Consider the following 24,686-nt stretch of genomic DNA (forward strand, 5'->3'; position numbering starts at 1 on the left):
CATTTCAGAACAGGTCCACCAGAACACTACAATTTATCACCATTTTGTTGAAAATAGGAACCGATAATCCGTTGCTCAGGCAAGACGGCCATAATTCGACCCTGTCTGTTCATCACGTATACCATATGGTATCTTTCTCTCTTTAATAGACGCAAAATAGTGTCCAAAGGTTTCGCCGGAAATGAGATTATTGGCTGCGCCAAACTGCCTGTAGCCGCGTGACGAGCGAATGCACCCTCTCGATTCATGAGAAAACGTATAAAGCGATAGGGCACATTTCGGTAATCCGTTAAGTTTGAATAAAACAAAAAAAGTCCGATTAACAGAATGTTGAGCGGTAAGCCGTAGTCCCCAGTAAACCATCGGCTGATAGCATATAAAATAACCCCTACGCTACACAGAATGCTAATTCTGTAAGTCCACATTAATGTTGTATAGTAGGGTGCCCACAGACTGACAAGTGCCTGAACAATTTTACCTCCGTCCAGAGGAAGTACAGGCAGCAGATTAAATAGGGCAATGAGCAGGTTCCCCTGAATGATATAGTTGAGAAAAACCGGGTCGCCCAGATTGCCATACTGCAACAGCATAACCACACCAACCATCAGCATGTTTTGTAATGGACCTGCCAGAGCAATCATGATTTCCCGGTAGGCCGTTATAGTACCTCCATCTTCGATAACCGCTACTCCTCCAAAAGGGAGCATCTGGATTGACAAGACACGATAGCCCAGAAGGGCAGCAGCCGCAGCATGTCCACATTCATGAATGAATACGATGGCAAACAACGTAATAAGCTCAATAAAATGTCCAGTCAGAAGGGAGGCCATCATGATAATTACAAAAAAAGGATGAAACGTAATGCGGACTCCCCACACCCTAATCAAGGGCAACGACTTCCGCCGGGTCTACGTACTCCTCCCCCTCTTTGACTGCAAAATAGAGCGTGGCCGGTTGTTCACCACCCGTAGCCTTGAGACTCCCCACTGGATTCCCCGCTTCCACCCAATCATTCACGTTCACTTCACTTTCGTTCAACCGACCGTATATTGCCGTGACATTGCCTGTATGTTGGATGACAACTGTGAATCCACTGGCTGCATCCCCGATAACCTCCATGACACGCCCTGCATCCGAACTTGCGACCTGTATAAGTTCTGCACCCGCGGCATCCGGAACGATCTCAATTCCCTTCATGCTTAGCGCAAATGGCTGCACGACTGTGCCTGAGATCGGTTTGCCCAGTAACTGCCTTACTTTCAATCCGTTCACGGCATCCGTCGTATGTCCGAGAACTGGAAGAAACGAAGGCGTTCCTCCAAAATGCCGTTCATACCAGACCGCTGCTGAGGCAAAATCCATATCCCGATGGAGTGCATCGGCAATTACTGTTTTGGGTGATGTCGTCCACGATGTATCCAACTGAAACAGACCCCATACTCCGCCAAATATCAAAGCGCTAATAACCGTCCGTTTGAGAAGTGACTTGAACAGGTTGAATCTCGAATGCCCCCCTGGAACGAAATGACCATTCTCTTTTTTCCACAACCATTCCGGATCTCTTTCCTGTATCCCCTCACTAGGCGTAAATAGTTTTGGGTGTATGTTCTCATTCTTGTCCAACAGTGAACTTAATTTCTGCTCCTGTAAGACCTCCACAGTGGCACCATCCATCAGTCGCCGGATGCGTTCTTCTCGTCTCTGCTTGATTCTGAGTTTCGTGTTCATGGAATGTCCTCCCGCCGAGGCTTGTTTACTACATCCTATGAAGAGGCGCTTGATAATATGAACAAGCCTGCCAGCAGGTAACAAAAAAAGCCGGGCTATGAGCCACGGCTGTCATGTAATTGCTTTATGAATAAGTTCGTTTAACGAGTTAACCCATTCCGAAGAACTTTTTGAAACGAGTGAAAGCTCCCTTTTTCTGCTCCAGCTGCATCAATGGAACCGTATCTCCCAGAATGCGTCGTGCGATATTCCGATACGCAATCGCCGCAAGTGAATCCGGATTCATGACCGTAGGTTCTCCTGAATTGGCAGCTTTGATGACCAGTTCATCATCAGGCACGATGCCAATCAGGTCAATATTAAGTACTTGTAAAATACCATCGATATCTAACATGTCACCCGATTTAACCATATTATTGCGAATTCGATTCACCACCAGCTTTGGTGATTGAATGTGTGAGCTCTCCAGCAGGCCAATGACACGATCCGCATCACGTACTGCAGCATTTTCCGGTGTAGTGACCACGATGGCCTGATCTGCTCCTGCTACCGCATTTTTGAAACCCTGCTCTATACCGGCTGGGCAATCAATAATGACGTATTCAAAATCTTTTTTCAATTCAAGGATAATATCCTTGACCTGCTCTGGCGACACTGAGTTTTTGTCTCTCGTCTGCGCCGCAGGCAACATATATAATTCTTCGAAACGCTTGTCTTTGACCAAAGCCTGATTCAGACGGCAGCGGCCGTCCGCAACGTCGCACAGATCGTAAATAATACGGTTTTCGAGTCCCATCACGACATCCAAATTACGAAGGCCGATATCGGTATCTACCAGACAAACCTTTTTGCCGAGCAGCGCCAGCGCTGTCCCGATGTTTGCCGAGGTGGTTGTTTTACCCACGCCGCCTTTACCCGAAGTGATCACGATCGCCTCTCCCATGAGCTACACTCCTTTAAACACATTAAAATCTCGGCGTAACCGAACGATATTGCTCATTTTGTCTATCTGCATCTGATTGTCCTGTAAGTAAGCAAATTCCATTCCGGTCTCTCGGCTCTCCCATTCATCGGGAGGACGACTGATGATATCCGCAATCCGTAGCTGCGTCGGTGCAAATACCGAAGCGGCAATGATCGCTTCCTCGTCCCCGCCAATTCCGGCATGAGCCATACCTCTGAGTGAACCCAACACATATATATCTCCGGTACACGTCACTGTGCCCCCCGGATTGATATCCCCAAGAAACAGGAGATTTCCTTCATGATGAAGCACCTGACCTGAACGCACCATACCACACATGGTTACAATCGGCGGCGGTCCTTTAACCTCCGGTTGGAGTGCAGGTGAGTCGATGGATCGGATAAGAAGATTCCCTTTTTGCTTCAATATATCGAGAATTGCTTCTTTCTGGTCCTCTGTCACTTCGCGGGCACCCAACTTGATATCCACATGAACAATCGGTCCGGTCAAAATATTTTGATGGCTGTGTTCCAGCTTATAGCGGAGCTCATAGAGCAATTCCTCGAATTCACATTGATCGTCCAACAGGAAAACCAGGCCGTCTCGGATGCCTTTAATCGTTACGTGATTCGATTTTACCGTCATAAGCCTGTCCCTCCCATCTCATTACATTTCGTGCCCGGGGCCCCAAGTTCCTGCTTTGCGCTCCATAAATGTATTTAGGAAGCTTCTTCTGTCTTGCTCCGTCTCTTGCCGATCCGCTCCAGTTGTTTCCGAAGCGGGACATATATGATCAAGGCAAACACAAAATGAATGAACAAATTAGGAATCATGTATTCAATCAACGCCCAGTCAAAGGTCACGTGGTTAAGTTGGAAGAGCTTGTACAGGAAGAATAGCATGGTGTCATTAAGCAGACTTCCCAAAATGACAACCGATACCATAACCGGCAGTGGTGCACGCGGTGCTTGAAAAATGAGTCCCATCATGTATGCCGATAATCCCATCGAGAATCCATAAGGTCCAATCATCTCGCCGTAGAATACGACGTCATGCAATAGTCCAAAAAATATACCGAGCACTAGTGCCGTGTGTCGATGATGATATACAGCAATAAACAAAATTACGATATAGACCAGATTGGCAGAAATACGCATGTGCCAGCCAGAAGGGATGAGCAGCGGCAAAATTGTGCCTTCCGCAATGAACAAAACGAATAGTAACAGGAACAAAACTTGCTTGCGCGTTACCATTATTCTTTTACCTCAGGTGGGATAATGACAATCAGCTCTTTCCAGTCAAGGAAGCTAGCATATGGTTCAATTGTAGCTGTTTTTGTTAAACCATACTCACTTTTCTCGACACTTTTAACTTTACCAATCCGCATGTACTTCGGAAAATTGTTAATAATTCCGGAGGAGATGATCTCATCATCCTCTTGGATATTAGAATCTTCTGAGATTTTGGTCATCTTGAGCATGCCCGTCTTCGGATCATAACTCTCAATCATACCAAATACTTTCTCCTTACCTACTGCCGTTGCTGCAATGGCATTGGATGTCGGATCGTTGGCGTCCATGGAAGTTAACAGATTAACCGTTGATGTATATGAGCTGACATGACTGATCACGCCGACCAGCCCTTCCTGGGAGGTAACGGCCATCCCCGGCTTAATTCCCGCATTTTCACCGATATCAATGTTAATGGTTCTACTATTGGGATCCGAATTGGCACTGATAACCTGAGCAATTCGTGAACCGTAATTATAACGATTTTTCTGTTCTTCGGTGAAATTGAGCGCTTTCTGAAGCTGCTCATTCACTTGCTCCATATCATTGTACTTCAGCCGATCACGGGTATAGTGACCCATTGCGATACGAAGCTCTTCATTCTCTTCATATACCGTACGCATGTTCGCTACATCTTTGAAAAAGCCCGCTACATAGGAAGCGGGCTTGTAAAATACGTATTGTACAAATCCAACTGAATCCTTCAGGAATTTCTCCGGCCAGGATAGAGTGGTTCGCGGACTGAGCGTAAAGCCCATTAACGCGATAAATGTAACAAGGCCCACCAGCAAAACAAAAAGTCTTTTGTTGCCTAGCAGTTTAAACAGTTCGAACACCCTCTAACATCCATATTCTCTTCCGAGCCATGCCCGGCGGGGAGACTGTCAGACCTGTAGTCCCTGCGAGAATATCAGCCGATCCTCCCCTGTTAAGCGGGTAATAGCTCATCCCCGGGGTTAACCGGGTCCTCTATAAAGATACCTTGCCACTTGGTCGCTATGCCAAGTTAGGCAAATACCAATTAACGTTTGGAACGAACTGCCGAACTGCTTCTGCTTTTGAACAAATGAATATTCTCTAGCGCTTTACCTGTTCCGATTGCTACACAATCCAGCGGGTTCTCAGCCACAATGACAGGCATTCCTGTCTCACCAGCCAGAAGCTTGTCCAGGTTGCGAAGCAATGCCCCACCACCTGTAAGAACGATACCCCGATCCATGATATCGGCTGCAAGTTCAGGCGGGCATTTTTCCAGTGTTACTTTTACCGCTTCAACAATTGCATTCACGGTATCAGCCAGCGCTTCACTGATCTCGTCCGAAGTAATCGTAATTGTCTTCGGCAGACCTGTAACGAGGTCACGTCCACGAATTTCCATCGTTTCTACTTGCTCCAATGGCATTGCTGATCCGATGTCCATCTTCAATTGCTCCGATGTACGCTCACCGATCATCAGATTGTATTGACGTTTAATGTACTGGATAACGGATTCGTCCATCTCGTCACCTGCTACACGAACCGAACGGCTCGTCACAATACCACCAAGAGAGATAACAGCCACTTCCGTTGTACCGCCACCAATATCTACAACCATACTACCTGTTGGTTCCCATACAGGAAGATCTGCACCAATTGCAGCTGCAAAAGGCTCTTCAATTGTATAGGCTTCACGTGCTCCAGCCTGTTTGGTTGCATCTTCAACCGCACGTTGTTCTACTGCCGTGATCCCGGATGGTACACATACCATCACGTTTGGATGACGTTGGAACATGGAGCGTTGTTTCTGCGCCTCACGGATGAAATATTTGATCATCGTTGCCGTTGTATCAAAATCGGCAATAACGCCATCTTTCATTGGACGAATGGCACGGATGTTACCTGGTGTACGACCAATCATTTTTTTGGCGGCTTCACCTACTGCCTCAATGCTTTTTGTATCTGTCCGTATAGCGACAACCGAAGGTTCGCGCACCACAATTCCTTTTCCTCGTACATAAACCAACGTATTTGCTGTCCCCAAGTCAATACCCAAATCTTTCGTAAAACCACCAAACATAACATAATCTCCTTTTCTGCCTCATATAGCCGCTCTATTCTGATCCAGAGCGTGATAATTTCATTCCCACGCAACACGTGGAGCTAATATTCGCATTTGTTTTTTTGCATTAGTAAAGTGAACCTATCTTTTACGGACAACGCCGTTAACATTCATAGGAAAACATCAACGCCAACCATTATATTATACTAAGCCCTTCTCCTTCAAACTTACGTACGTTCCATCTCCGATAATAATATGATCAAGCACGTCAATGCCAACAATAGCGCCTGCTTCAATCAGTCTCTTGGTTATTTGGATATCCTCCGGACTGGGCGTAGGATCACCACTCGGATGGTTGTGTGCGCACACAATCGATGCGCTGCTGCATTTGATGGCAGCCCGGAACACTTCACGCGGATGTACAATCGAAGCGTTAAGGCTGCCCATGGAGAGTGTTTCCTGGGCAATAATATGATTTTTGCTATTCAGAAAGAGACACACAAAATGTTCTTTTTGCAAATAACGCAATTGTTCGATCAGGATATCAGCTGCATCACGCGGTGTACGAATTGAAGTCGACTGTGTGAGTCTGCTCTTGGCAATCCGATGCCCCAGCTCAATGCCAGCTTTCAATTGCACAGCCTTGGCATTGCCGATCCCTTTCATCGCAGTCAATTCTTCCAGACTCAGATCCATTAACGAGCGAATTCCACCCGCCTCGGTCAGAATCCGCTGTGCCATATGCACCGCCGATTCCTGTCTTGTGCCTGTTCGAAGTAAAATTGCCAACAATTCAGCATGGCTTAAGGCGCCCGCCCCGTATTCCATCATGCGTTCTCTCGGGCGTTCTTCCTGGGGGATGTCGCGCATCATGTATTGAGGCGACTCCATATGTTCCCTCTTTTCATTTCACAACATTTTGCTTCATTCATGTTCGTGGCAACACATGTACGCCGAACCCGTCCAACATATCACTTAGCAAGGATAGCGGCAAGCCAACCACATTAAAATAACATCCTTCAATGCGGTCGATCAGTGAAGCACCAATGCCCTGAATGGCATATGATCCTGCTTTGTCTGAAGGCTCACCTGTCTGCACATAAGCACGAATGGTCGCATCCGACAGTTCTTTCATCGTTACATCGGTCTGGCGGTAATGAACTAACGACTGTCCATTGCCCGCATCAATACAAGCGACGCCCGTAAACACCCGATGTACACGGCCCTGCAGCCGGGATAACATACGTTCAGCATCCGCTTCGTCTACGGGTTTGCCTAAAATCTCACCATCCAGAACAACAACGGTGTCACTACCTACAATAATGGCTTCCTGCTCGCGGCCTTCAAGCCCGCGATACACGGCAAGCGCCTTGCGCAAAGCAAGCTCCTGTACCGTCTGTTCAGGTGTCCACTCTGGTGGTGTATCTTCATTGGCATGACTTGGTATTACATCAAACGCTAGGTGGAGTGATGCGATCAGTTCTTTGCGCCGAGGCGATGTGGAGGCCAGAATAATAGGGCGCTGTTGAGTGTTATCCAAAATGAACGGCTCCTTATGCCACGGCAACATCCTGTCCGGATCACGATAATAGATGTCACTGGTTTAATTTTTTTTCGTCATAACTCGTCATTCTCCTACAGTCTGCGATACAGCCACACAGCGGCAATCATACCGATCAGACTCAGAAGGCTCATTTGAAATTGAAGTGAAATATCATAACTGATAATATCCAGATCAGCCTGCGGCGACCAACGTATGGTCGTGGCTTTCGTAAGAAAGGCTACTGCCTTAACAGGCTGCAGTGCCTTGGCGATCCACGCTCCGGCCATCCAGCCGAGCAGCAGAAACAGCAATAACATGCCGAAGTTTTTTTTCATCGGTAATCTTCCCTCGCCATTTTTTGACACCCACATTATTATACGGGGTTTTGTACGTCAATACAAACACAAATCCGGCAAGGGGAACTATTTCCAGTTCCTTGCCGGATGGGTATTTCCAAGCGTTGTTATGGGAAAGAGCATGTTACTGCTTTATCGCTTCGAGCCATTTTTTCTGCTGCAGTACATATTCCATCAGATCGGACTGCACGGACCACATGTGCACATCATCCGGGTTTTTGTTGTACTCCGCGATAGCCGTAATTGCACTGTTCATTGATTTCTCCATTCCGCCAATAATAGGTTGTACATCTGCGGTCAGACCAGGTGTAAGACTATTCAATCCCGTCAGCCATGACTCGTGCTTATTTTGAATCGCGGTCATTGTTTCTGTAGAGACTGCTGCCGGAGCAGACTGACCCAGCTGCTGAATGGACAAGGTAGATAATTGTTCAACCAGTGCAGAACTGTTTGTGAAGAAAAGCTGCACATCCTCTTGCTTGCCACCGAATATAGCCGGATTGATCTCAGGGTTCACGATCTCCTTGACGTACAGTTCAACTCCCTGGGCTTTTAGCCTGGAGCTAAGTAGCTTGGCCTCTTCACGATCAGCTGAAATGCCTGCATATACTCGATTGCCATCTTCAGGATCAGAACCCGCGGCTATACCTGCCTGAGCCAGCTCAAGCTTGGCTTGCTCAGCTCGTTCAGGAGAACTGAATACGCCGTATTGAAGTGCATAATACGTGCTGCCAGTCGCCGCTGTCTGAACCTGCTGTTCTGTACCTGCAGCCCCCTCCTGACCCGTCACAGTGGAAACTGCCTGATTGACGGGCAGAAGATCGCCTGGCTTGACGGCTCCTTCTTTATTGAAAAATGAAAGAATAACCATGCCGAAAAGCGCTCCGGTAACAAGTGCCCCAGTGACAGAACCAATCATTTTCCATCCCCTTGGAGGGCGATTGCGTTTATAGGAATAGTTCTCCGAATCTGCAAGCCAGTCGTGGCCTTGATCATCATGTGTATTGGACAGATCACGACGCTCTTCCTCCGGATTATCGGTGTGATTAACATAACCGTAACCGGTACGGTTCCCAAAATAATGGGCCTCATCCAAGTTCAAGTTCGAATCATGGCTCACCCGCTCGTCAGGTTCAGGTACAGTAGAGCTTGTCAGCACCGTCTCTCCCCAGTCTCCGGGGATATCCTCAGGCGTCCATGATGGGGTTGTATCCATCTGCTTAGGCGTTAGCGGTTGATTATGCGGTAATTCTTCACTTAACGTCACCAATGGACTGGACGCGGATATCCTCTTGTTTTCAGGCTTGTCCGACTCATGATCCCCGAAGCGAAACGTCATTCTAGCATTGCTCACCCGTACCCTCTCCTTTGTCCCATTTATATCAGCTATATGCAGAGACTGGAGAAAACATTCCATATAACGCAAAAAAAACGCCTGCTTCGTATCGAAGACAGGCGATTTCTCATTTGATTTATTTCAAACCTTTGGCAAGTGTATCGCCGACTTTCCAAATATCACCTGCACCCATCGTAATCACAAGATCTCCTGGCTGCAAACGATGCTGCAGATCAGCTACAACTTCTTCTTTTGTAGGGAGGTAACGTGCAGAAGCATTACTGTTTTGAACGATCAGTTCAACCAGTCTGGCTGAGGTTACCCCTTCGATCTGTTTTTCGCCTGCAGGAGAATAGATATCCGTAATAAGCACCTCATCCGCTTCCGCGAAAGCACGACTGAACGCATCCAGCAGGAAGAACGTACGCGTATAACGCTGTGGCTGGAATACCGCAATAATACGTTTGCCCGTTGCTTTGGCGGCACTAATGGTAGCTTCAATCTCAGTCGGGTGATGAGCATAATCATCAATGATCAGCATATCGCGCGCCTCGCCCAATACCTGGAATCTGCGTTTGGCTCCGTGGAACTGAATGATAGCTGCCACAATCTTCTCAAATGGAATGCCTGCTTCCAGACAGGTAATCACAGTAGCCATCGCATTATAAACGTTATGCTTACCCGGCACTGATAATTCCACCGTGCCCATAGCAGCACCCTGATGATTCATCGTAAAGGAGATACGGCGATCGCCCAATACAATATCCGTTGCCGTATAATCCGCAGCACGATCAATACCATAAGTTGTAATCCGTGACTTGAGTTCTGGCAAAATCGCTTGAACATTCTCGTCGTCAGAACACACAATCGCTGTTCCTTCCGGACGAATCTGGCTCAGGAACTGCACATAAGCCTTTTTGAGCTCTTCAAAATCACTGTTATAATTCTCCAGATGATCTGCCTCAATATTCGTTACAATACCGAGCCATGGATGGTACTGCAAAAATGAACCATCGCTCTCGTCCGCCTCAGCGACTACCCAGTCGCCCTGGCCTGCCTTGGCGTTGGTGCCGACATTCATGATTTCTCCGCCAATGATATATGTCGGGTCCGTATCACATTTATCCATAACAAGTGCAATCATGGATGAGGTGGTTGTTTTACCGTGAGCTCCAGCCACAGCCACACCTTTACGTTCGTTCAACAAACGTGCAAGCATCTGGGAACGATGCAGAATCGGAATGTTCAGCTCTGCAGCTGCTACCCGTTCCACATTATCAGCAGGCGCTGCCGTAGAGTAGACAACAAGATCTGCTCCAGTGACGTGCTCTGCCGTATGTCCGATATATATTTTCGCTCCCTTGGCTGCCAACTTCTCGGTCAACTCCTGTGAAGCGACATCCGATCCGGTAACGGTGTATCCCATTTCCAACATAACTCTTGCGATGGCACTCATGCCATATCCGCCAATCCCTATAAAATGAACGTGTTCCGATGTATTTAACAAAACTTTCACCAACCTTTTTCAGAATCGGTTTGATGCAAAAGGGCTGCCCGCACATCCGCAATCAGGTACAGTGTGCCGGAGACCACCCCCAGATCTTCCGCTTCCGTCCGTGACTTCAATAGATCAAGTGCCTTTGCCCATTCGGGCTCGACGATGATTTCCAGTTCCTGCTTCGCAATGGCGGGACGTACCCGTTCGACAATCTGCAGCAATTCGGCTGCATCCATTTTGCGTCGGAAATCTGGCTCGGTCAGGATCAGCGTATCCACTAGTGGCAGTATATGCTGCAAATACGCTTCGTGATGCTTATTTGCCAACATACCCATCATCAAAATTAACTTGTTGTGCGGATAGACATCCATAATGCTCTTGGCCAGTGACTCTGCCCCTTCTGGATTATGTGCTCCATCAAGCACAATTCGAGGTTCATCGACGACTTTTTCGAATCTTCCTGCCCAGAAAGCATTCTCCAGTCCAAGTGCAATATCGTTGTCATCCAACATAAATGCCATGTATTGTCTAAGCAATTCAAGAACCATAAGTGCGGCCGCTGCATTGTCACATTGATGTGAGCCCTGCATGCGTATGCGAACGTCCAGATCACGAAACGGGCCTGTAAAATGAAAAGATTGTCCGTTCTCATTGCTGTCCAGTCTATGATAAGAGAATTGATCTCCAGCCAAATACACGCTTGATTGAAGCTGCTGTGCTTTCTCCTGAATCACCTTCACAGCTTCGGGTTGAGTCGCGCAAGTCACAACGGGTACTCCCGGCTTGATAATACCTGCCTTTTCTCCAGCAATCTGCTCAATCGTATCTCCAAGCACATCCGTATGATCCATACCAATGTTGGTGATGACGGACACAACAGGTGCGACAATATTCGTTACGTCCATCCTTCCCCCTAGCCCCGTCTCCCATACCACAACGTCAGGGTAACACTCCTCTGCATAGTACAGAAGCGCGAGAGCCGTGGACACCTCAAACATCGTGGGTGATCCAAGCGGAGTGGAGGCCATTTCCATGACCAGTGGTTGTAATCGATTCGAGAGCTTAAGCAGGATTTCTTCAGGAATATCCTCACCGTTGTATTGAAAACGGTTTGTAAACTTGGTGATATAAGGCGACGTAAAGGTACCCACATCATATCCAGCCTGAAGAAGCACTGACGTCAAAAAAGCGCAAGTCGAACCTTTGCCGTTCGTTCCCGCGACATGAATAAATTTGAGACGTTGGTGTGGATTGCCTAACATGGACATCAGACTCTCGATTCGTTCCAATCCAGGTCGGATGCCAAAAGGAATAAGGCCATTGATCCAGTCCACGGCCTCGTTATACGTAAGTAAAGGAGCTGCTGCATCTGTCCCGTCTAATTCCGTCATCTGATTCACCTTCGGTCCCGAGTTTGAGTGAAAAAAGCGGCCGGATGGCATAATCGCTCTCCATCCGACCCAAATATATTAACCTTTAAGTTCCTTGATTCGTGCAATCACTTTATCCCGTTTATCGGAATAATCTGCTTGCTTGGCGCGCTCTTCCTCAATAACTTTGGCAGGAGCTTTGGCAACAAAGCCTTCGTTCGCCAGTTTTTTCTCTACACGGAGAACTTCGCCCTCAAGGTTCTCCAACTCTTTCTCCAAACGAGCCACTTCCTGCTCGATATCAATGAGACCTGCGAGCGGCAAGTATAGTTCTGCCCCCGTAATGATCGCAGTCATTGCCTTATCCGGTGAGTTTAAATCCAGCCCACTATCGAACTCGGACGTATTACAGAAACGTTTGATGTAGTGACTGTTACGCTCAATGATGCTGGACGTCTCAGCACTATTTGCTTTGACCATCAACTCGATCTTTTTGCTCATCGGCACGTTCACTTCTGCACGAATGTTTCGAACTGCACGAATGGTATCCATGAGCAGGTTCATCTCGGCAACAGCCTCTGGGTTCTCAAGAGCAGGATCATATACCGGCCATGCTGCCAACGTAATGGTCTCACCTTCATGTGGCAGATGCTGCCAGATCTCTTCGGAGATGTATGGCATAAACGGATGAATCAGGCGCATCGTCTGATCCAGAACATAAGCAAGCACGGATTGTGTTTTCTTCTTGGCAACCGGATCTTCCCCATAGAAGGACAGCTTAGCAAACTCAATGTACCAGTCACACAGGTCATCCCAGATAAAGTTATACAACACACGACCCGTTTCCCCAAATTCATACGCTTCGATTAGACGCGTAATATCGCGGGAAGTTTCGTTCAGACGGTGCAAAATCCAATAATCCGCTGTACCAAGCTCTCCGCTAATGTCACGTTCCTCATAAGTGAATCCTTCCAGATTCATCAATGCAAAGCGCGAAGCATTCCAGATCTTGTTGGCGAAATTCCGAGCCTGTTCCACCCGTTCCCAACGGAAACGGAGATCCTGACCTGGCGTGCTGCTGGTTGAGATCATGTAACGCATTGCATCTGCGCCGTATTTCTCAATCACATCCAGCGGATCTACACCGTTGCCCAGTGATTTGGACATTTTGCGTCCATCTGCATCACGAACAAGACCATGCATCAGCACATCCTTGAACGGAATCTCATCGGTGAATTCCAATGCAGTGAAAATCATACGTGCAACCCAGAAATATATGATGTCATACCCTGTCACAAGTACACTTGTCGGATAATAACGTTTCAGGTCTTCCGTATCTTCCGGCCAGCCTAGTGTGGAGAATGGCCATAAGCCGGAGCTAAACCAAGTATCGAGTACGTCTTCGTCCTGTCTGAGCTTGCGTCCAGCATACTCTGGCAGCGTTGTTGGATCTTCAGCAGATACAATGATTTCACCCGTTTCTTCATCATACCAAGCAGGAATACGATGTCCCCACCACAGTTGACGGGAAATACACCAGTCACGAACGTTTTCGATCCAGTTCAGATAGGTTTTCTCAAAACGATCTGGAACAAAATTAACTCCTTCACCACTCTGTTGTTTCTTAATCGCTCTCTCTGCAAGTGGCTTCATCTCAACGAACCACTGTGTAGACAGATACGGCTCAACAACAGCTCCGGTACGCTCACTGTGTCCAACCTGATGCGTGTGATCCTCGATATTGATCAATACGCCCTGCTCTTTCAAGTCAGCAACAATCTGCTTGCGGCAGTCACTGCGATCCAGTCCCTGATACTTGCCAGCCTCAGCATTCATTGTGCCGCTCTCATCCATTACCGTAATTTGAGGCAGATCATGACGAAGACCTACTTCAAAGTCATTTGGATCATGTGCAGGCGTGATTTTAACTGCACCACTCCCGAACTCTTTATCCACATAATCATCAGCGATAATTGGAATTTCGCGTCCAATGATAGGCAGTACAAGTACTTTACCAATCATATCTGCATAACGCTCATCCTTCGGATGAACAGCAACCGCTGTATCACCCAGCATCGTTTCAGGACGCGTTGTTGCCACTGTAACGTAGCCACTCCCGTCTTTGAGCGGGTAACGCAGATGGTACAAGTGACCCTGAACCTCTTTATATTCAACCTCAATGTCGGACAGAGCTGTCCGGTTCACCGGATCCCAGTTAATGATGCGTTTGCCTCGGTAAATAAGGCCTTTTTCATACAGTTGAACAAATACTTTACGAACCGCTTGGGACAGACCTTCATCCAGCGTAAAACGTTCACGTGAGTAATCAAGCGACAATCCCATTTTGCCCCATTGTTGACGAATGGTAGTGGCATATTGATCTTTCCAGTCCCATACTTTCTCCAGAAACTTCTCCCGTCCCAGATCATAACGAGTCAGACCTTCTTCACGCAGCTTCTGCTCCACTTTGGTTTGGGTAGCAATACCTGCATGGTCGGAACCTGGAAGCCATAGTGCGTCGTAACCTTGCATCCGTTTGGTACGGATCAGAATATCCTGCAGTGTAAAATCAAGCGCATGTCCAATGTGCAGCATCCCGGTTACATTCGGGGGTGGAATTACAATCGTATACGGCTCGGCATCCTTACGTTGACCGGCTTTGAAATATCCGCGCTCCATCCAGGTGGAGTACCATTTGTCCTCTGCCGCCTTAGGATCGTAAGTGGTCGGCATTTCTGTTGCAGCTGATTTTTTTTCCTCAGACATGTGTCATTCCTCCGTTACTTCATCATCTTCGCCAAAAAAAACAAAAAAACCTTTCATCCATCAAAGGACGAAAGGTTAGCTTTCGCGGTACCACCTTTGTTTCACGCCTACAGCAAGATAGACTTCACCCTCTGTACATGACGTGACACTTCAAGCAGATAACGGCTGCTACCGGCCCATCCTACCTCAGAAATAAATGACGATAAATCTCATTCATCTCTTGTATTCAAACAGGCAACTCCCGGGCGACTTCGATCAGTTGGTTCCTGCGGAATCTCACAGCGCTGCAATTCCACTCTCTGAAAGGTCATACTGTCTACTACTCCCGTTCCACGTTGTTCTTCAAAAAACCTACACACATCATACCTTGCTCGTGCGCGATAGTCAACCTGACAACAGCGGATAAAGAGCGCTGGAATGCAGGTTCAGGACGAATCATGCAAAAACCCGCAATCCTCAAGGGGATCACGGGTCATAACGAAGGCTTTAAGTACGGATTAAGGGATGTACAATATCTGACCTTCTTCCACAACCTGCTCAGATAATCGGTTATACAACTGAAGTTCCCTCGTGCTCAATTGATATCGATCTGCAATGGCATCCAGTGTGTCTTCTCGCTGAACGATGCACAGTTTCACCTTGCGGAATGGGGTCTGGTCGACAATCGTTCCCAGGAACAGGTTCTTCCATTCCACATCATCAGCTGGATATGTTTCTTCCTGTACCACACCCGCAGGAACCTCATCGCCTCGCTCCACTTCAGCATCGCGTGCCGCTCTGCCCGAGGATAACAAGGAAGAGATACCTACGCCCTCTTCTTGCCGTGGTGCGGATTCTTTTTTGCTGCCAAAAGCAACCTTCAGCTCCGGCTTGTCTTCCGTCTCAGCCACAGGTTCAGGAACAAATGCTTCGTTCTGTACGAACTCGTCTGCCCCAGTCGCTTCAAAAGACGGTCGGTCTTCCTCAGCGTTGCCTGGTGGTTCAGACGAAGCAAATACACCTTGCCAGTTCTCCGCCTGTGATTCGCTCGGGACATCGGCAACTGCCTGATTCTCCTGCTGAGGTACAGATCTCGCTGATTCGAAGTGCCATACCTCTGGTGCGTCCGGTACATCCGGTGCTGCCAACTCATTAGATGATTGAGCAGTAGGCTCTGTGACTGCTTGATCTGCACTTCTCGAGTTCGCAGGCAATGCATCCACGGAAGGCTCGGACCAACCCGAAGACTCATCTTCCAGAGGCAGCAATGGTTCCGACTCAGGGTAAGAAGCTAACCGATCTGCGGTCTCAGCCATAAATGACGAGATCGGAGAAGGTTCGCTGTATTGCTCATGAGATGCCAATTCATCCCCATTCTCTGTCAGGGAGGCGGGATCTTCGTTTACATCAGGTTGTCTGTTTTCGTTAGCGTACTCCGCACTTTGCTCCTCAGATTGAATTGGCTCGGCCGATGACGAATCCGCATATTCTTGCTGCCATTCTTCGCTATTCCTTAATGTCTCTTCCCTTGTAGACAGGTCAGCGAATTCCGGGGCACCATATGCAAGTTCTGCTGCATTCGCAAGTCTCTCTTCCTCACTCCGCTGGAGCAGGTACTCTTGTGCAAATGTGTTGGGGTCGCTGCCTGTCTGTGCTGCTTCATCGGAACGGTTGGATTGCTGAGCATCAGGTGAATGAACAACTGTAAACTCATCTGCTGACCACACTTGTGGCTCTTCAACAGGAAACCCCTCGATGCCTCGCAGCGACAATACGCCTGTAATGTTCAGACTGCGATTGGATAACAGATCCACGTCAAAATTTTCGATCTCGATGGAAATATCCTCAATCGATCTGACCCGGTTCAGCGGCACTGTGATCTCCACGGGAATAAAATGTTTGAGCTCCTCTGAAGCCTCATTTTCTCCTCTGTACGCACCTGTAAGTAAAAGATGCCCTCTTAACGTGGCATGATCATCCTGCCCTATGACTTGAATGCGCGGGTATAGTTCAATCTCCTCCAATTCCTCAATCGCAGGGACTCCCTCAGACAAATGAACGCGCTCATAAATATCGAACCGCAAACCATAAGGTTGATTCAACAAAGGTGGCGTCCTCCTTTCGGCATATGTTCACCATGATCCTTCTCATGGGACTGATCCATGGTCCAAATCCTTCGTTACCCCATCTATATGCCTTGAATGAGAGGAGCATGCCACCTTTTGAAAAACCTTGCTATATATGTTCAACTCATGGTTATTTACACTGTCACTCCAATGACAGAACAACCCTCTGATCGCTGTTATCCCCAGATTTTTTTCATTCCTTTTTATAAAAGGGAAAATCCGGGGATAGCTTATGCTTCCGAAGCAGCTTTCTTTCAGAAAGCTTTTAGGCGAACGCTTTGCTTCTTCTGGTTGTTTCTATCCTTTCCGTTTTCGTGTAAATAGTTAGTCGAACTTAAATAGTGTATTAGTAAGCCACCTCACGCTCTGCCAATTGTGTGAAATCGGATGGCCAAGGGTCGCTCACTTCAATCATCGCTCCGGTTAACGGATGACTAAACCTAAGCATCTCTCCGTGAAGTGCTTGTCGCCCAATGGCATCCGCTCTACCTCCATACAACGCATCACCAATGAGCGGGTGTCCCGCGTAGCTCAGGTGTACACGAATTTGGTGTGTACGTCCTGTATCCAGCTTTAATCGTACAAGGGTTGCTCGTTCCCACACTTCGACGATCTCTACATGAGTAACAGCTTCCTGTCCACCTTCCGAGACACGCCTGCGCTGTTTGTGATGTCTGTCCTTGCCAATCGGAGCATCAATTTTGTGGAGTTCAAGGGGGATTTGTCCACCTGCAATGGCTACATAATGACGGCCAATCTCTTTGCGACGCATCGCTTCATCCAGTTTGGCGAGGGCAAAAGCATTTTTGGCATATAGGACAGGTCCCGTTGTATCCTCATCCAGTCGATGAACATGGCGTACACTCGCCTGTATTCCGTTCATTTCATAATAGGAGGCAACCACATGATCCAGCGTGATGGCCTGATCAGCACGGCTTCCATCTGGATGCAGTTTCATGCCTGCCGGTTTGTGCATAACCAGACAGAAATCATCCTCAAACAATACATCCACATCAGCCCAGCGTGGCTCAACATCGATTGGCTGGGACGCAAAAAGGGCCAGCCGAAGCCGGTCCCCTGCAAGTTGTATTCCTTGGTTTGATTTCAGCTGACGAAGCAGTTTCTCCGGAAACTGAAGCTCAGACAATAGCCATTGCTCTGCAGCCATCGGTTTGTCTGAACTGCCTGTTACGGCTTTCCCTGGCATCAGCTCAAGCCATTCCCCGCGGCGTTTCCAACTTTTGATGGTCATAGCGATTGAAGAGCTTTACGATTCGCCTCAATCGTATCGTCAATATCCTGCTCTGTATGCACACCAGAGACAAACATACCTTCGTATTGCGAAGGAGCAACACTCACACCTTGATCAATCATGGCCGCAAAATAACGACGGAATTGATCCAGATTGCTTTCTTTGGCAATATCATAATTAGTTACGGGAACGGCACTGAAGAATGGACAAACCATGGAACCCACACGGTTGATGGTTATCGCAACACCCGTCTCAGCTGCATTTTTCTCGAATCCGGCTTGCAGACGTGCAGACAATGTCTCCAGACGGTCATAGACCTCTGGTGTTAACAATTTGAGCGTCGTATATCCTGCGGCCATAGCCAGCGGGTTCCCACTAAGTGTACCCGCCTGATAGATCGGTCCTGTTGGAGCAATCTGTTCCATCAGATCGCGACGGCCACCATAAGCACCAACCGGGAGTCCGCCACCGATCACTTTACCCAGACAAGTCAGGTCAGGTGTAACCCCATACCGTCCCTGAGCACAGTTCAACCCTACGCGGAAACCGGTCATGACTTCGTCAAAAATAAGCAGGCTGCCATATTGGGTCGTCAAACTGCGCAGGCCTTCAAGGAAACCGGAAGCCGGAGGTACAACCCCCATGTTACCTGCCACAGGTTCCACAATAACAGCGGCCAGTTCTTCACCATAACGTTCAAAAGCAAGCTTAACGGACTCCAGATCGTTGTAAGGTACCGTAATTGTATTCACAGCTACACCTTCAGGTACACCTGGACTATCCGGCAGACCCAGTGTTGCAACACCTGAACCCGCCTTGATCAGCAAGCTGTCGGCATGTCCATGATATGATCCTTCAAACTTCAGAATTTTACTGCGTCCGGTTACTCCGCGTGCCAGTCGAATGGCACTCATCGTTGCTTCCGTACCGGAATTAACCATCCGCACGATATCGATAGAAGGTACACGCTCACAGACGAGTTTTGCCATCTCGGTCTCCAGCAAGGTAGGCGCACCAAAACTTGTTCCTTTGAGGGCTGTCTCACGCAAAGCTTCTACAACGTCAGGGTGTGCATGTCCCATAATGAGTGGGCCCCACGATCCCACATAGTCAATAAAAACATTGCCATCAATATCGTAGATTTTGGACCCTTCGCCGCGTTCTGCATAGATCGGAGTAAGTCCCACCGATTTGAATGCGCGTACAGGGCTGTTCACACCCCCGGGTATGTACTGCTTCGCTTCCTCAAACGCGCTGCGTGAGCGCTCATCATTTCGACGATTACCTTGTTGTGCAGTCATGAATATCCTCCTTAATGTAATTTATTTTATTTCTCAGCCAACCAGCGTGAAGCGTCTTTTCCGTAGTAGGTAATGATCATATCTGCACCTGCGCGTTTCATGCTGAGCAGGATTTCCATGGCGACTTTTTTCTCATCGATCCAGCCTTGAATCGCCGCCGCCTTCACCATGGCATACTCGCCACTTACATTATAGGCAACAAGCGGAAGATCAAATTGATCCTTGATGGTGCGCATAACATCCAGATAGGAAAGGGATGGTTTTACCATCAACATGTCCGCTCCTTCGAGCACATCCGTCTCTGCTTCACGCAAGGCTTCACGCGCGTTCGCCGGGTCCATCTGATACGACTTGCGGTCTCCGAATTGTGGCGTGGAATCTGCCGCCTCGCGGAATGGGCCATAGAATGCAGATGCATATTTAACAGAGTAAGACATAATCGGAATGTGACTGAATCCATTCTCATCCAGCCCGGCACGGATCGCTTGTACAAATCCATCCATCATGTTGGATGGTGCAATAATGTCCGCTCCTGCTTTGGCTTGTGACACTGCAGTTTGCACGAGCAGATCCAATGATTCGTCATTTAATACATCTCCGCAGATATGGCCGTCAATCTCCACGGTGTGTACCATACCGCAGTGACCGTGATCCGTGAATTCACACAGACAAGTATCCGCAACAACCAGCAGTTCTGGATACCAGGATTTGATCAATCTCGTCGCTTCCTGCACGATGCCATCTTCAGCGAAGCCAGATGAACCCACACTGTCCTTGGTCTCCGGAATACCGAACAATAACACGGCTGGAATTCCCAGCTCGGCAATTTCCGTTACTTCCTCCTGAAGACGATCCAGCGAAAAGCGGAATACGCCAGGCATGGATTTAATTTCAGATTTTACATTTTCTCCATACGTAACATAGATTGGTTGAATAAAATCATCCACGGTCAGATGGGTCTCTCTAACCATATTGCGAATACCTGCGGATTGACGTAAACGGCGATGCCGTACAATTGGAAAACTCATACGAGTAAAACCTCCCTGAAAGTTAAATAGAGCAAAAAGGGAAGCGCGCTGGTATCCTATCGAATTCAGCACGCTTCATATGTTGACATGATTACATGTGTATTAATTTCGAAGAGCGCCTTCTTTGGTGCCTGACCGTTTCCAGTCGCATAGCACTGTGATCAAGCTATCCATCGTGGCTTCCTCTGCCATCAGTGTAACCTTTAGTCCAGCGGCTTCTGCCGTCTTCGCTGTAACAGGTCCGATACACGCAACCTCCACATCTTTCAATAAAGGCAGTGGATCTTGCAACCCCATACGTTTCAACATACTCATGAAGTTGGTAACTGTGGACGAACTTGTAAAGGTCACCGCATGAATACCACCTTCTTCAAGCAGCTTGAGCAGTTCATCATCATTCTCACCCGCGAGGATCGTATCGTAGGTGATGGCTTCGGTGACCTGAAGTCCTCGTTCTCTCAACTGATCACGTAACCATGTACGTGCAAGATCACCGTGCGGAAGCAATACTCTCTGACCTTCCTTCAATTCGCTTTCAAAAGCCTCAAGCATACCTTCGGCCTGGAAAGGACCTTTGACAACCTCTGCAACGATGCCATGTTTGCGCAAAGCATCTGCCGTGGAAGGTCCTACGGCGGCAATTCTCGCTTGATGAATCGAGCGAATATCCTTGCCTTCCTGTTCCAGATGGCGGAAGAAAAACTCCACGCCGTTCACACTTGTGAAAAACACCCAGTCATAGGTATTTAAAGCACTGAAGGCGTCTTTGACACTTTGCTGCGCAGATTCACTGGACGGCATGACCGTCTCAATAACCGGAAACTCATACGGTTCCCCGCCGAGTTCCTCAATGCGATTCACCAGTTCACTCGCCTGACTGCGAGCACGGGTTACCAGAATTCGTTTGCCAAACAGCGGCAGCGCTTCTGCCCATTTCAATTGTTCCCTTTGATTGACGACATCCCCCACCACAATAACAGCTGGTGGTTGAAAATTGGCTGCGATCACTTTCGCTTCTATATCCTCAAGGGTACCTGTAAGGGTATCCTGTTCCGCTCGTGTTCCCCAACGAATCAGAGCGACCGGTGTTTGCGCTGGACGACCATGACGAATCAATTGTTCGCTGATATATCCAATTTTGGCAACCCCCATCATAAATACCAGTGTACCCGTTGCATTCGTCACTTTATCCCAATGGATACTGCGATCAAGCTTGTCCGGACTCTCGTGCCCCGTAATAATAGAGATGGAAGATGCATAGTCACGGTGAGTCACAGGAATTCCGGCATACGCAGGTACACTTATTGCAGCGGTTACCCCAGGCACAATCTCAAACGGAATCCCGTTTTTGTACAGCAAACCTGCCTCTTCGCCCACGCGTCCAAAGATCGTTGGATCCCCACCCTTAAGCCGAACCACAACCTTGCCTTCAAGAGCCAGATCAACCAACAGTTGATTGATCTCTTCCTGTTTCATCGTATGCCGATCCGGGCGCTTGCCCACGTAAATCTTGACTGCGCCGGGTTTCATTTGTTTCAACAATCTCGGACTTGCCAAACGATCATAGACTACAGCATCGGCTTTACCGATGGATTCCCACCCTTTTACCGTAATCAGCTTTGCATCCCCAGGACCTGCTCCTACCAAAAAGACCTTTCCCACCATGTCTTCATCCCCTAACTTCTGCCAGTATCTGCTCTGCTCCCCGTTCAATCAATCTCCAAGCCACTTCTTCACCCAGACGAACCGGGTCTTTGCCGATCAGAGCTTCCTTAAGAATCAGTCCACCATCCGGCGTGCCGACCATACCTGTTAATTGTAACGTGTTTTCACCATTCAGGGAATCCGCATCTTCCTGAGGCAGCCATACCGCATGAGCACCAATTGGAACCTGACAGCCCCCATTCAATACACTGAGAAAACGGCGTTCCGCCTGTACAGGAAATGCTGTCTCCGGATCGTTATACAGCTGCAGCAAGTGCAATAGTTCCTCATCGTCTTCACGACATTCGATACCAAGCGCGCCTTGACCCACTGCCGGAAGGCAAGCTGTTTCCGTCAGGTATTCTGTGATCCGGTCTTCCCAGCCCATACGGTACAATCCTGCAGCTGCCAGAATAATCGCATCGAATCCTTCGGTCTCCAGCTTCCGCAGACGGGAATCAATATTGCCGCGAATCGATTCCAATTGCAAATCTGGACGGTAGGCCTTTAATTGACTCGACCGGCGCAGACTGCTTGTTCCGACTCTAGCTCCTTCTGGCAGTTGATCCAGAGTAAGTCCACCATTGGAGATCAGCGCATCCCGTGGATCTGCACGACGGGGAATAGCACCATTGATTAATCCTTCGGGTAACTCGGAGGGCATATCCTTCATGCTATGCACAGCCATATCAATCGTACGATCAAGCATCGCCTGTTCAATCTCTTTGACAAACAAACCTTTGCCTCCGACTTTTGACAACGTTACATCCAGAATGAGATCTCCCTTGGTAACAATCTTATGTACTTCAAAGTCAAAAGCTAATCCTTCCCGCTCACAAATATCACGTAAATCCTGAATGACATGGCCTGTCTGGGTTAGCGCAAGCGCGCTCTGTCTACTTCCAACTTTAATTGTACGCATATCTACACTTCCTCCTGATTACGGGATATCCAGTCCCCGATTTCTTCTTCGGTCCACCACCGAAAATGGCCTGTACGAATATCTTCTAATATGTGCATTTCAGTTAATTGCCGAAGCAACGCACTTCTGAGACTTGAAGATGATACGCGTGACTTCACCTCGGTCCTCATCTGGTGCAAAAACTCAAGGTACGTCTCATACTCATCACCGAACTGTCGTTCGAGTGTGGCACGTATCTCCGCAGCTGCTGCCGGTCCCGCTCCTGCTGTGGATATCGCTATGCTTAATCTCCCGCGCCTTACCACGCTTGGTGTAATAAAGCTGCTGTGCTCCGAACACATTGCGTCATTCACCAATACGCCCGCAGCCTCAGCATCCCGAACCACAGTTGAATTGACCTCTGAATGGTCAGTCGCTGCATATACGAGAAAGGCCCCCCGCAAATCTCCATTGCGGTAGGACCGGTCTATCCATTGAATTCGGGATTCATGATGCAGTTGTTGTAATACGGGAGTAAGCTCCGGACTAATGACCGTAATCTGTGCCTCGGCATGCATCAATCCCTTAATTTTACGTTCGGCAACACGTCCACCACCAACCACGCAGCACTTCTTGCCTGAAGTATTCACAAATATCGGCGTGTAACGTTCCATCCCCTTCACTCTCCCGTCCAACGATGAAACGCTGAATACGCATTGGATAAAAAACTTATAATGACAAATCCATACCCGATCAGTGTCCATCTTGCCATGATAATTGTAGAGAACTGTTTCCTTCTCTTGGATACGAAGTAACCCACATAGATGGCTATAGCAAGACCTGTCGAAATAACTTTGAGATCCAAGAGTAGAATCCAGCGTCTTTCCGCCACAATGGATAATACGGCAAGCATCACAGAAACACCAAGGAGCGGTGTCCCTATCAACGTAGCACCATCCATATACTTACCGATCACTTCCAGACTTGGCAGCCGTCGCATCGTATCATTCCACTTTTTTTTCTTCAACTTACGGTGCAAGAACAGATATAACAAGGCAAATACCGTAGCAACGGTTAACGCCGCAAAACCAAGATTCGCCAAGGTAATATGCATAATGAGTAATCCATGTACCGTTTGCCAGTTATGCAGCGATATCTCTCCGGCCGTAAACCACAGTCGGTTTAATACCGTAACGGAAAAACCTACAACATTCAGCAACAATATCACAAATTCGGAACGCTGAATGCGAGTCATGACAAGAGACATCAGCACAATACTGAATGAAAATATAAACAAAAAATCAAAGGTGGTGTAGATGGGAAAATGGCCTTCAGTCCACATGCGCAATATGACATGCGTCACCTGCAGTCCCCAAACAACGACAAGAAACCCTGTGCCTGTCCGCTTCGCCCCCGCATTGCGTCGAATGCAGTCCGAGAAATAGAACAGTAGGCTCAGGGCATACATATAGATTAGAGCTTCATAGACTTGTTCAGCAAGGGTCAA

Annotated in this window: 22 protein-coding genes and 1 other annotated feature; all 22 genes read right to left on the reverse strand. The window is 48.1% G+C overall.

Translation table 11 applies throughout. From position 1 onward, the window contains the following. Positions 1-26: 26 nt before the first annotated feature. A complete protein-coding gene (locus NZ043_RS02715) occupies positions 27-887 on the reverse strand; it encodes a M50 family metallopeptidase (RefSeq protein ID WP_339310543.1) in 861 nt (286 codons plus the stop codon). Continuing rightward, positions 880-1,728 carry a M23 family metallopeptidase gene (locus NZ043_RS02720; protein WP_091037550.1) on the reverse strand — a complete coding sequence of 283 codons (849 nt, stop codon included), beginning with the start codon at positions 1,726-1,728 and terminating at the stop codon, positions 880-882. The genes NZ043_RS02715 and NZ043_RS02720 overlap by 8 nt, the downstream gene beginning before the upstream one ends. A 148-nt stretch (positions 1,729-1,876) precedes the next feature. Continuing rightward, positions 1,877-2,671, reverse strand: a complete 795-nt coding sequence (minD, locus tag NZ043_RS02725; RefSeq protein WP_053783092.1) for a septum site-determining protein MinD — start codon at positions 2,669-2,671, stop codon at positions 1,877-1,879. A gap of 3 nt (positions 2,672-2,674) precedes the next feature. Beyond that, positions 2,675-3,337, reverse strand: coding sequence for a septum site-determining protein MinC (minC, locus tag NZ043_RS02730; RefSeq protein ID WP_017692615.1), 663 nt, complete (start codon positions 3,335-3,337; stop codon positions 2,675-2,677). Between the two features lie 74 nt (positions 3,338-3,411). Beyond that, a complete protein-coding gene (gene mreD / locus NZ043_RS02735; protein WP_091037552.1) occupies positions 3,412-3,945 on the reverse strand; it encodes a rod shape-determining protein MreD in 534 nt (177 codons plus the stop codon). Further along, positions 3,945-4,817, reverse strand: coding sequence for a rod shape-determining protein MreC (gene mreC, locus NZ043_RS02740; RefSeq protein WP_091037555.1), 873 nt, complete (start codon positions 4,815-4,817; stop codon positions 3,945-3,947). Before mreC ends, mreD begins: the two co-directional genes overlap by 1 nt. Positions 4,818-5,002: 185 nt before the next feature. After that, positions 5,003-6,037 carry a rod shape-determining protein gene (locus NZ043_RS02745; RefSeq protein ID WP_024633969.1) on the reverse strand — a complete coding sequence of 345 codons (1,035 nt, stop codon included), beginning with the start codon at positions 6,035-6,037 and terminating at the stop codon, positions 5,003-5,005. A 183-nt stretch (positions 6,038-6,220) separates the two neighbouring features. Beyond that, the gene (radC, locus tag NZ043_RS02750) at positions 6,221-6,910 is read right to left on the reverse strand and encodes a DNA repair protein RadC (protein WP_091037557.1); all 690 of its coding nucleotides are present in this window, start codon (positions 6,908-6,910) and stop codon (positions 6,221-6,223) included. A gap of 37 nt (positions 6,911-6,947) precedes the next feature. Beyond that, positions 6,948-7,559: a Maf family protein gene (locus NZ043_RS02755; protein WP_091037560.1), complete on the reverse strand. Its 612-nt coding sequence runs from the start codon at positions 7,557-7,559 to the stop codon at positions 6,948-6,950. Positions 7,560-7,654: 95 nt separating this feature from the next. Further along, positions 7,655-7,897: a DUF4321 domain-containing protein gene (locus NZ043_RS02760; RefSeq protein ID WP_047841183.1), complete on the reverse strand. Its 243-nt coding sequence runs from the start codon at positions 7,895-7,897 to the stop codon at positions 7,655-7,657. A gap of 145 nt (positions 7,898-8,042) precedes the next feature. Beyond that, the gene (locus NZ043_RS02765) at positions 8,043-9,272 is read right to left on the reverse strand and encodes an SPOR domain-containing protein (RefSeq protein WP_176873006.1); all 1,230 of its coding nucleotides are present in this window, start codon (positions 9,270-9,272) and stop codon (positions 8,043-8,045) included. 118 nt (positions 9,273-9,390) lie between these two features. After that, positions 9,391-10,710 (reverse strand): UDP-N-acetylmuramate--L-alanine ligase, encoded by a 1,320-nt coding sequence (gene murC, locus NZ043_RS02770; protein WP_062837803.1) that lies wholly within the window; start codon positions 10,708-10,710, stop codon positions 9,391-9,393. A 56-nt stretch (positions 10,711-10,766) separates the two neighbouring features. After that, positions 10,767-12,143 (reverse strand): folylpolyglutamate synthase/dihydrofolate synthase family protein, encoded by a 1,377-nt coding sequence (locus NZ043_RS02775; RefSeq protein ID WP_091037984.1) that lies wholly within the window; start codon positions 12,141-12,143, stop codon positions 10,767-10,769. Between the two features lie 78 nt (positions 12,144-12,221). Then, positions 12,222-14,888 (reverse strand): valine--tRNA ligase, encoded by a 2,667-nt coding sequence (locus tag NZ043_RS02780; protein ID WP_249912916.1) that lies wholly within the window; start codon positions 14,886-14,888, stop codon positions 12,222-12,224. A gap of 60 nt (positions 14,889-14,948) precedes the next feature. After that, positions 14,949-15,230: a binding site (T-box leader), on the reverse strand. 155 nt (positions 15,231-15,385) lie between these two features. After that, on the reverse strand, positions 15,386-16,972 hold the full coding sequence (locus tag NZ043_RS02785) for a LysM peptidoglycan-binding domain-containing protein (protein ID WP_249912915.1): 1,587 nt from the start codon (positions 16,970-16,972) through the stop codon (positions 15,386-15,388). Positions 16,973-17,339: 367 nt separating this feature from the next. After that, the gene (locus NZ043_RS02790; protein ID WP_249912914.1) at positions 17,340-18,245 is read right to left on the reverse strand and encodes an RluA family pseudouridine synthase; all 906 of its coding nucleotides are present in this window, start codon (positions 18,243-18,245) and stop codon (positions 17,340-17,342) included. After that, complete coding sequence (gene hemL / locus NZ043_RS02795; RefSeq protein ID WP_076216944.1) at positions 18,242-19,546, reverse strand: glutamate-1-semialdehyde 2,1-aminomutase; 1,305 nt, start codon at positions 19,544-19,546, stop codon at positions 18,242-18,244. The genes NZ043_RS02790 and hemL overlap by 4 nt, the downstream gene beginning before the upstream one ends. Positions 19,547-19,572: 26 nt before the next feature. Beyond that, a complete protein-coding gene (gene hemB / locus NZ043_RS02800) occupies positions 19,573-20,574 on the reverse strand; it encodes a porphobilinogen synthase (RefSeq protein ID WP_091037572.1) in 1,002 nt (333 codons plus the stop codon). A 102-nt stretch (positions 20,575-20,676) separates the two neighbouring features. Next, positions 20,677-22,239: a uroporphyrinogen-III C-methyltransferase gene (gene cobA, locus NZ043_RS02805; protein ID WP_091037575.1), complete on the reverse strand. Its 1,563-nt coding sequence runs from the start codon at positions 22,237-22,239 to the stop codon at positions 20,677-20,679. A 4-nt stretch (positions 22,240-22,243) separates the two neighbouring features. Then, positions 22,244-23,200, reverse strand: coding sequence for a hydroxymethylbilane synthase (hemC, locus tag NZ043_RS02810; protein ID WP_091037577.1), 957 nt, complete (start codon positions 23,198-23,200; stop codon positions 22,244-22,246). Between the two features lie 2 nt (positions 23,201-23,202). Next, a complete protein-coding gene (locus NZ043_RS02815; protein ID WP_339310552.1) occupies positions 23,203-23,853 on the reverse strand; it encodes a bifunctional precorrin-2 dehydrogenase/sirohydrochlorin ferrochelatase in 651 nt (216 codons plus the stop codon). A 5-nt stretch (positions 23,854-23,858) separates the two neighbouring features. Further along, positions 23,859-24,647 (reverse strand): cytochrome c biogenesis protein CcsA, encoded by a 789-nt coding sequence (gene ccsA, locus NZ043_RS02820; RefSeq protein WP_091037986.1) that lies wholly within the window; start codon positions 24,645-24,647, stop codon positions 23,859-23,861. Positions 24,648-24,686 lie beyond the last annotated feature (39 nt).

It is taken from the genome of Paenibacillus sp. FSL k6-2145, from assembly GCF_037976585.1.
Taxonomy (GTDB): Bacteria; Bacillota; Bacilli; order Paenibacillales; family Paenibacillaceae; genus Paenibacillus.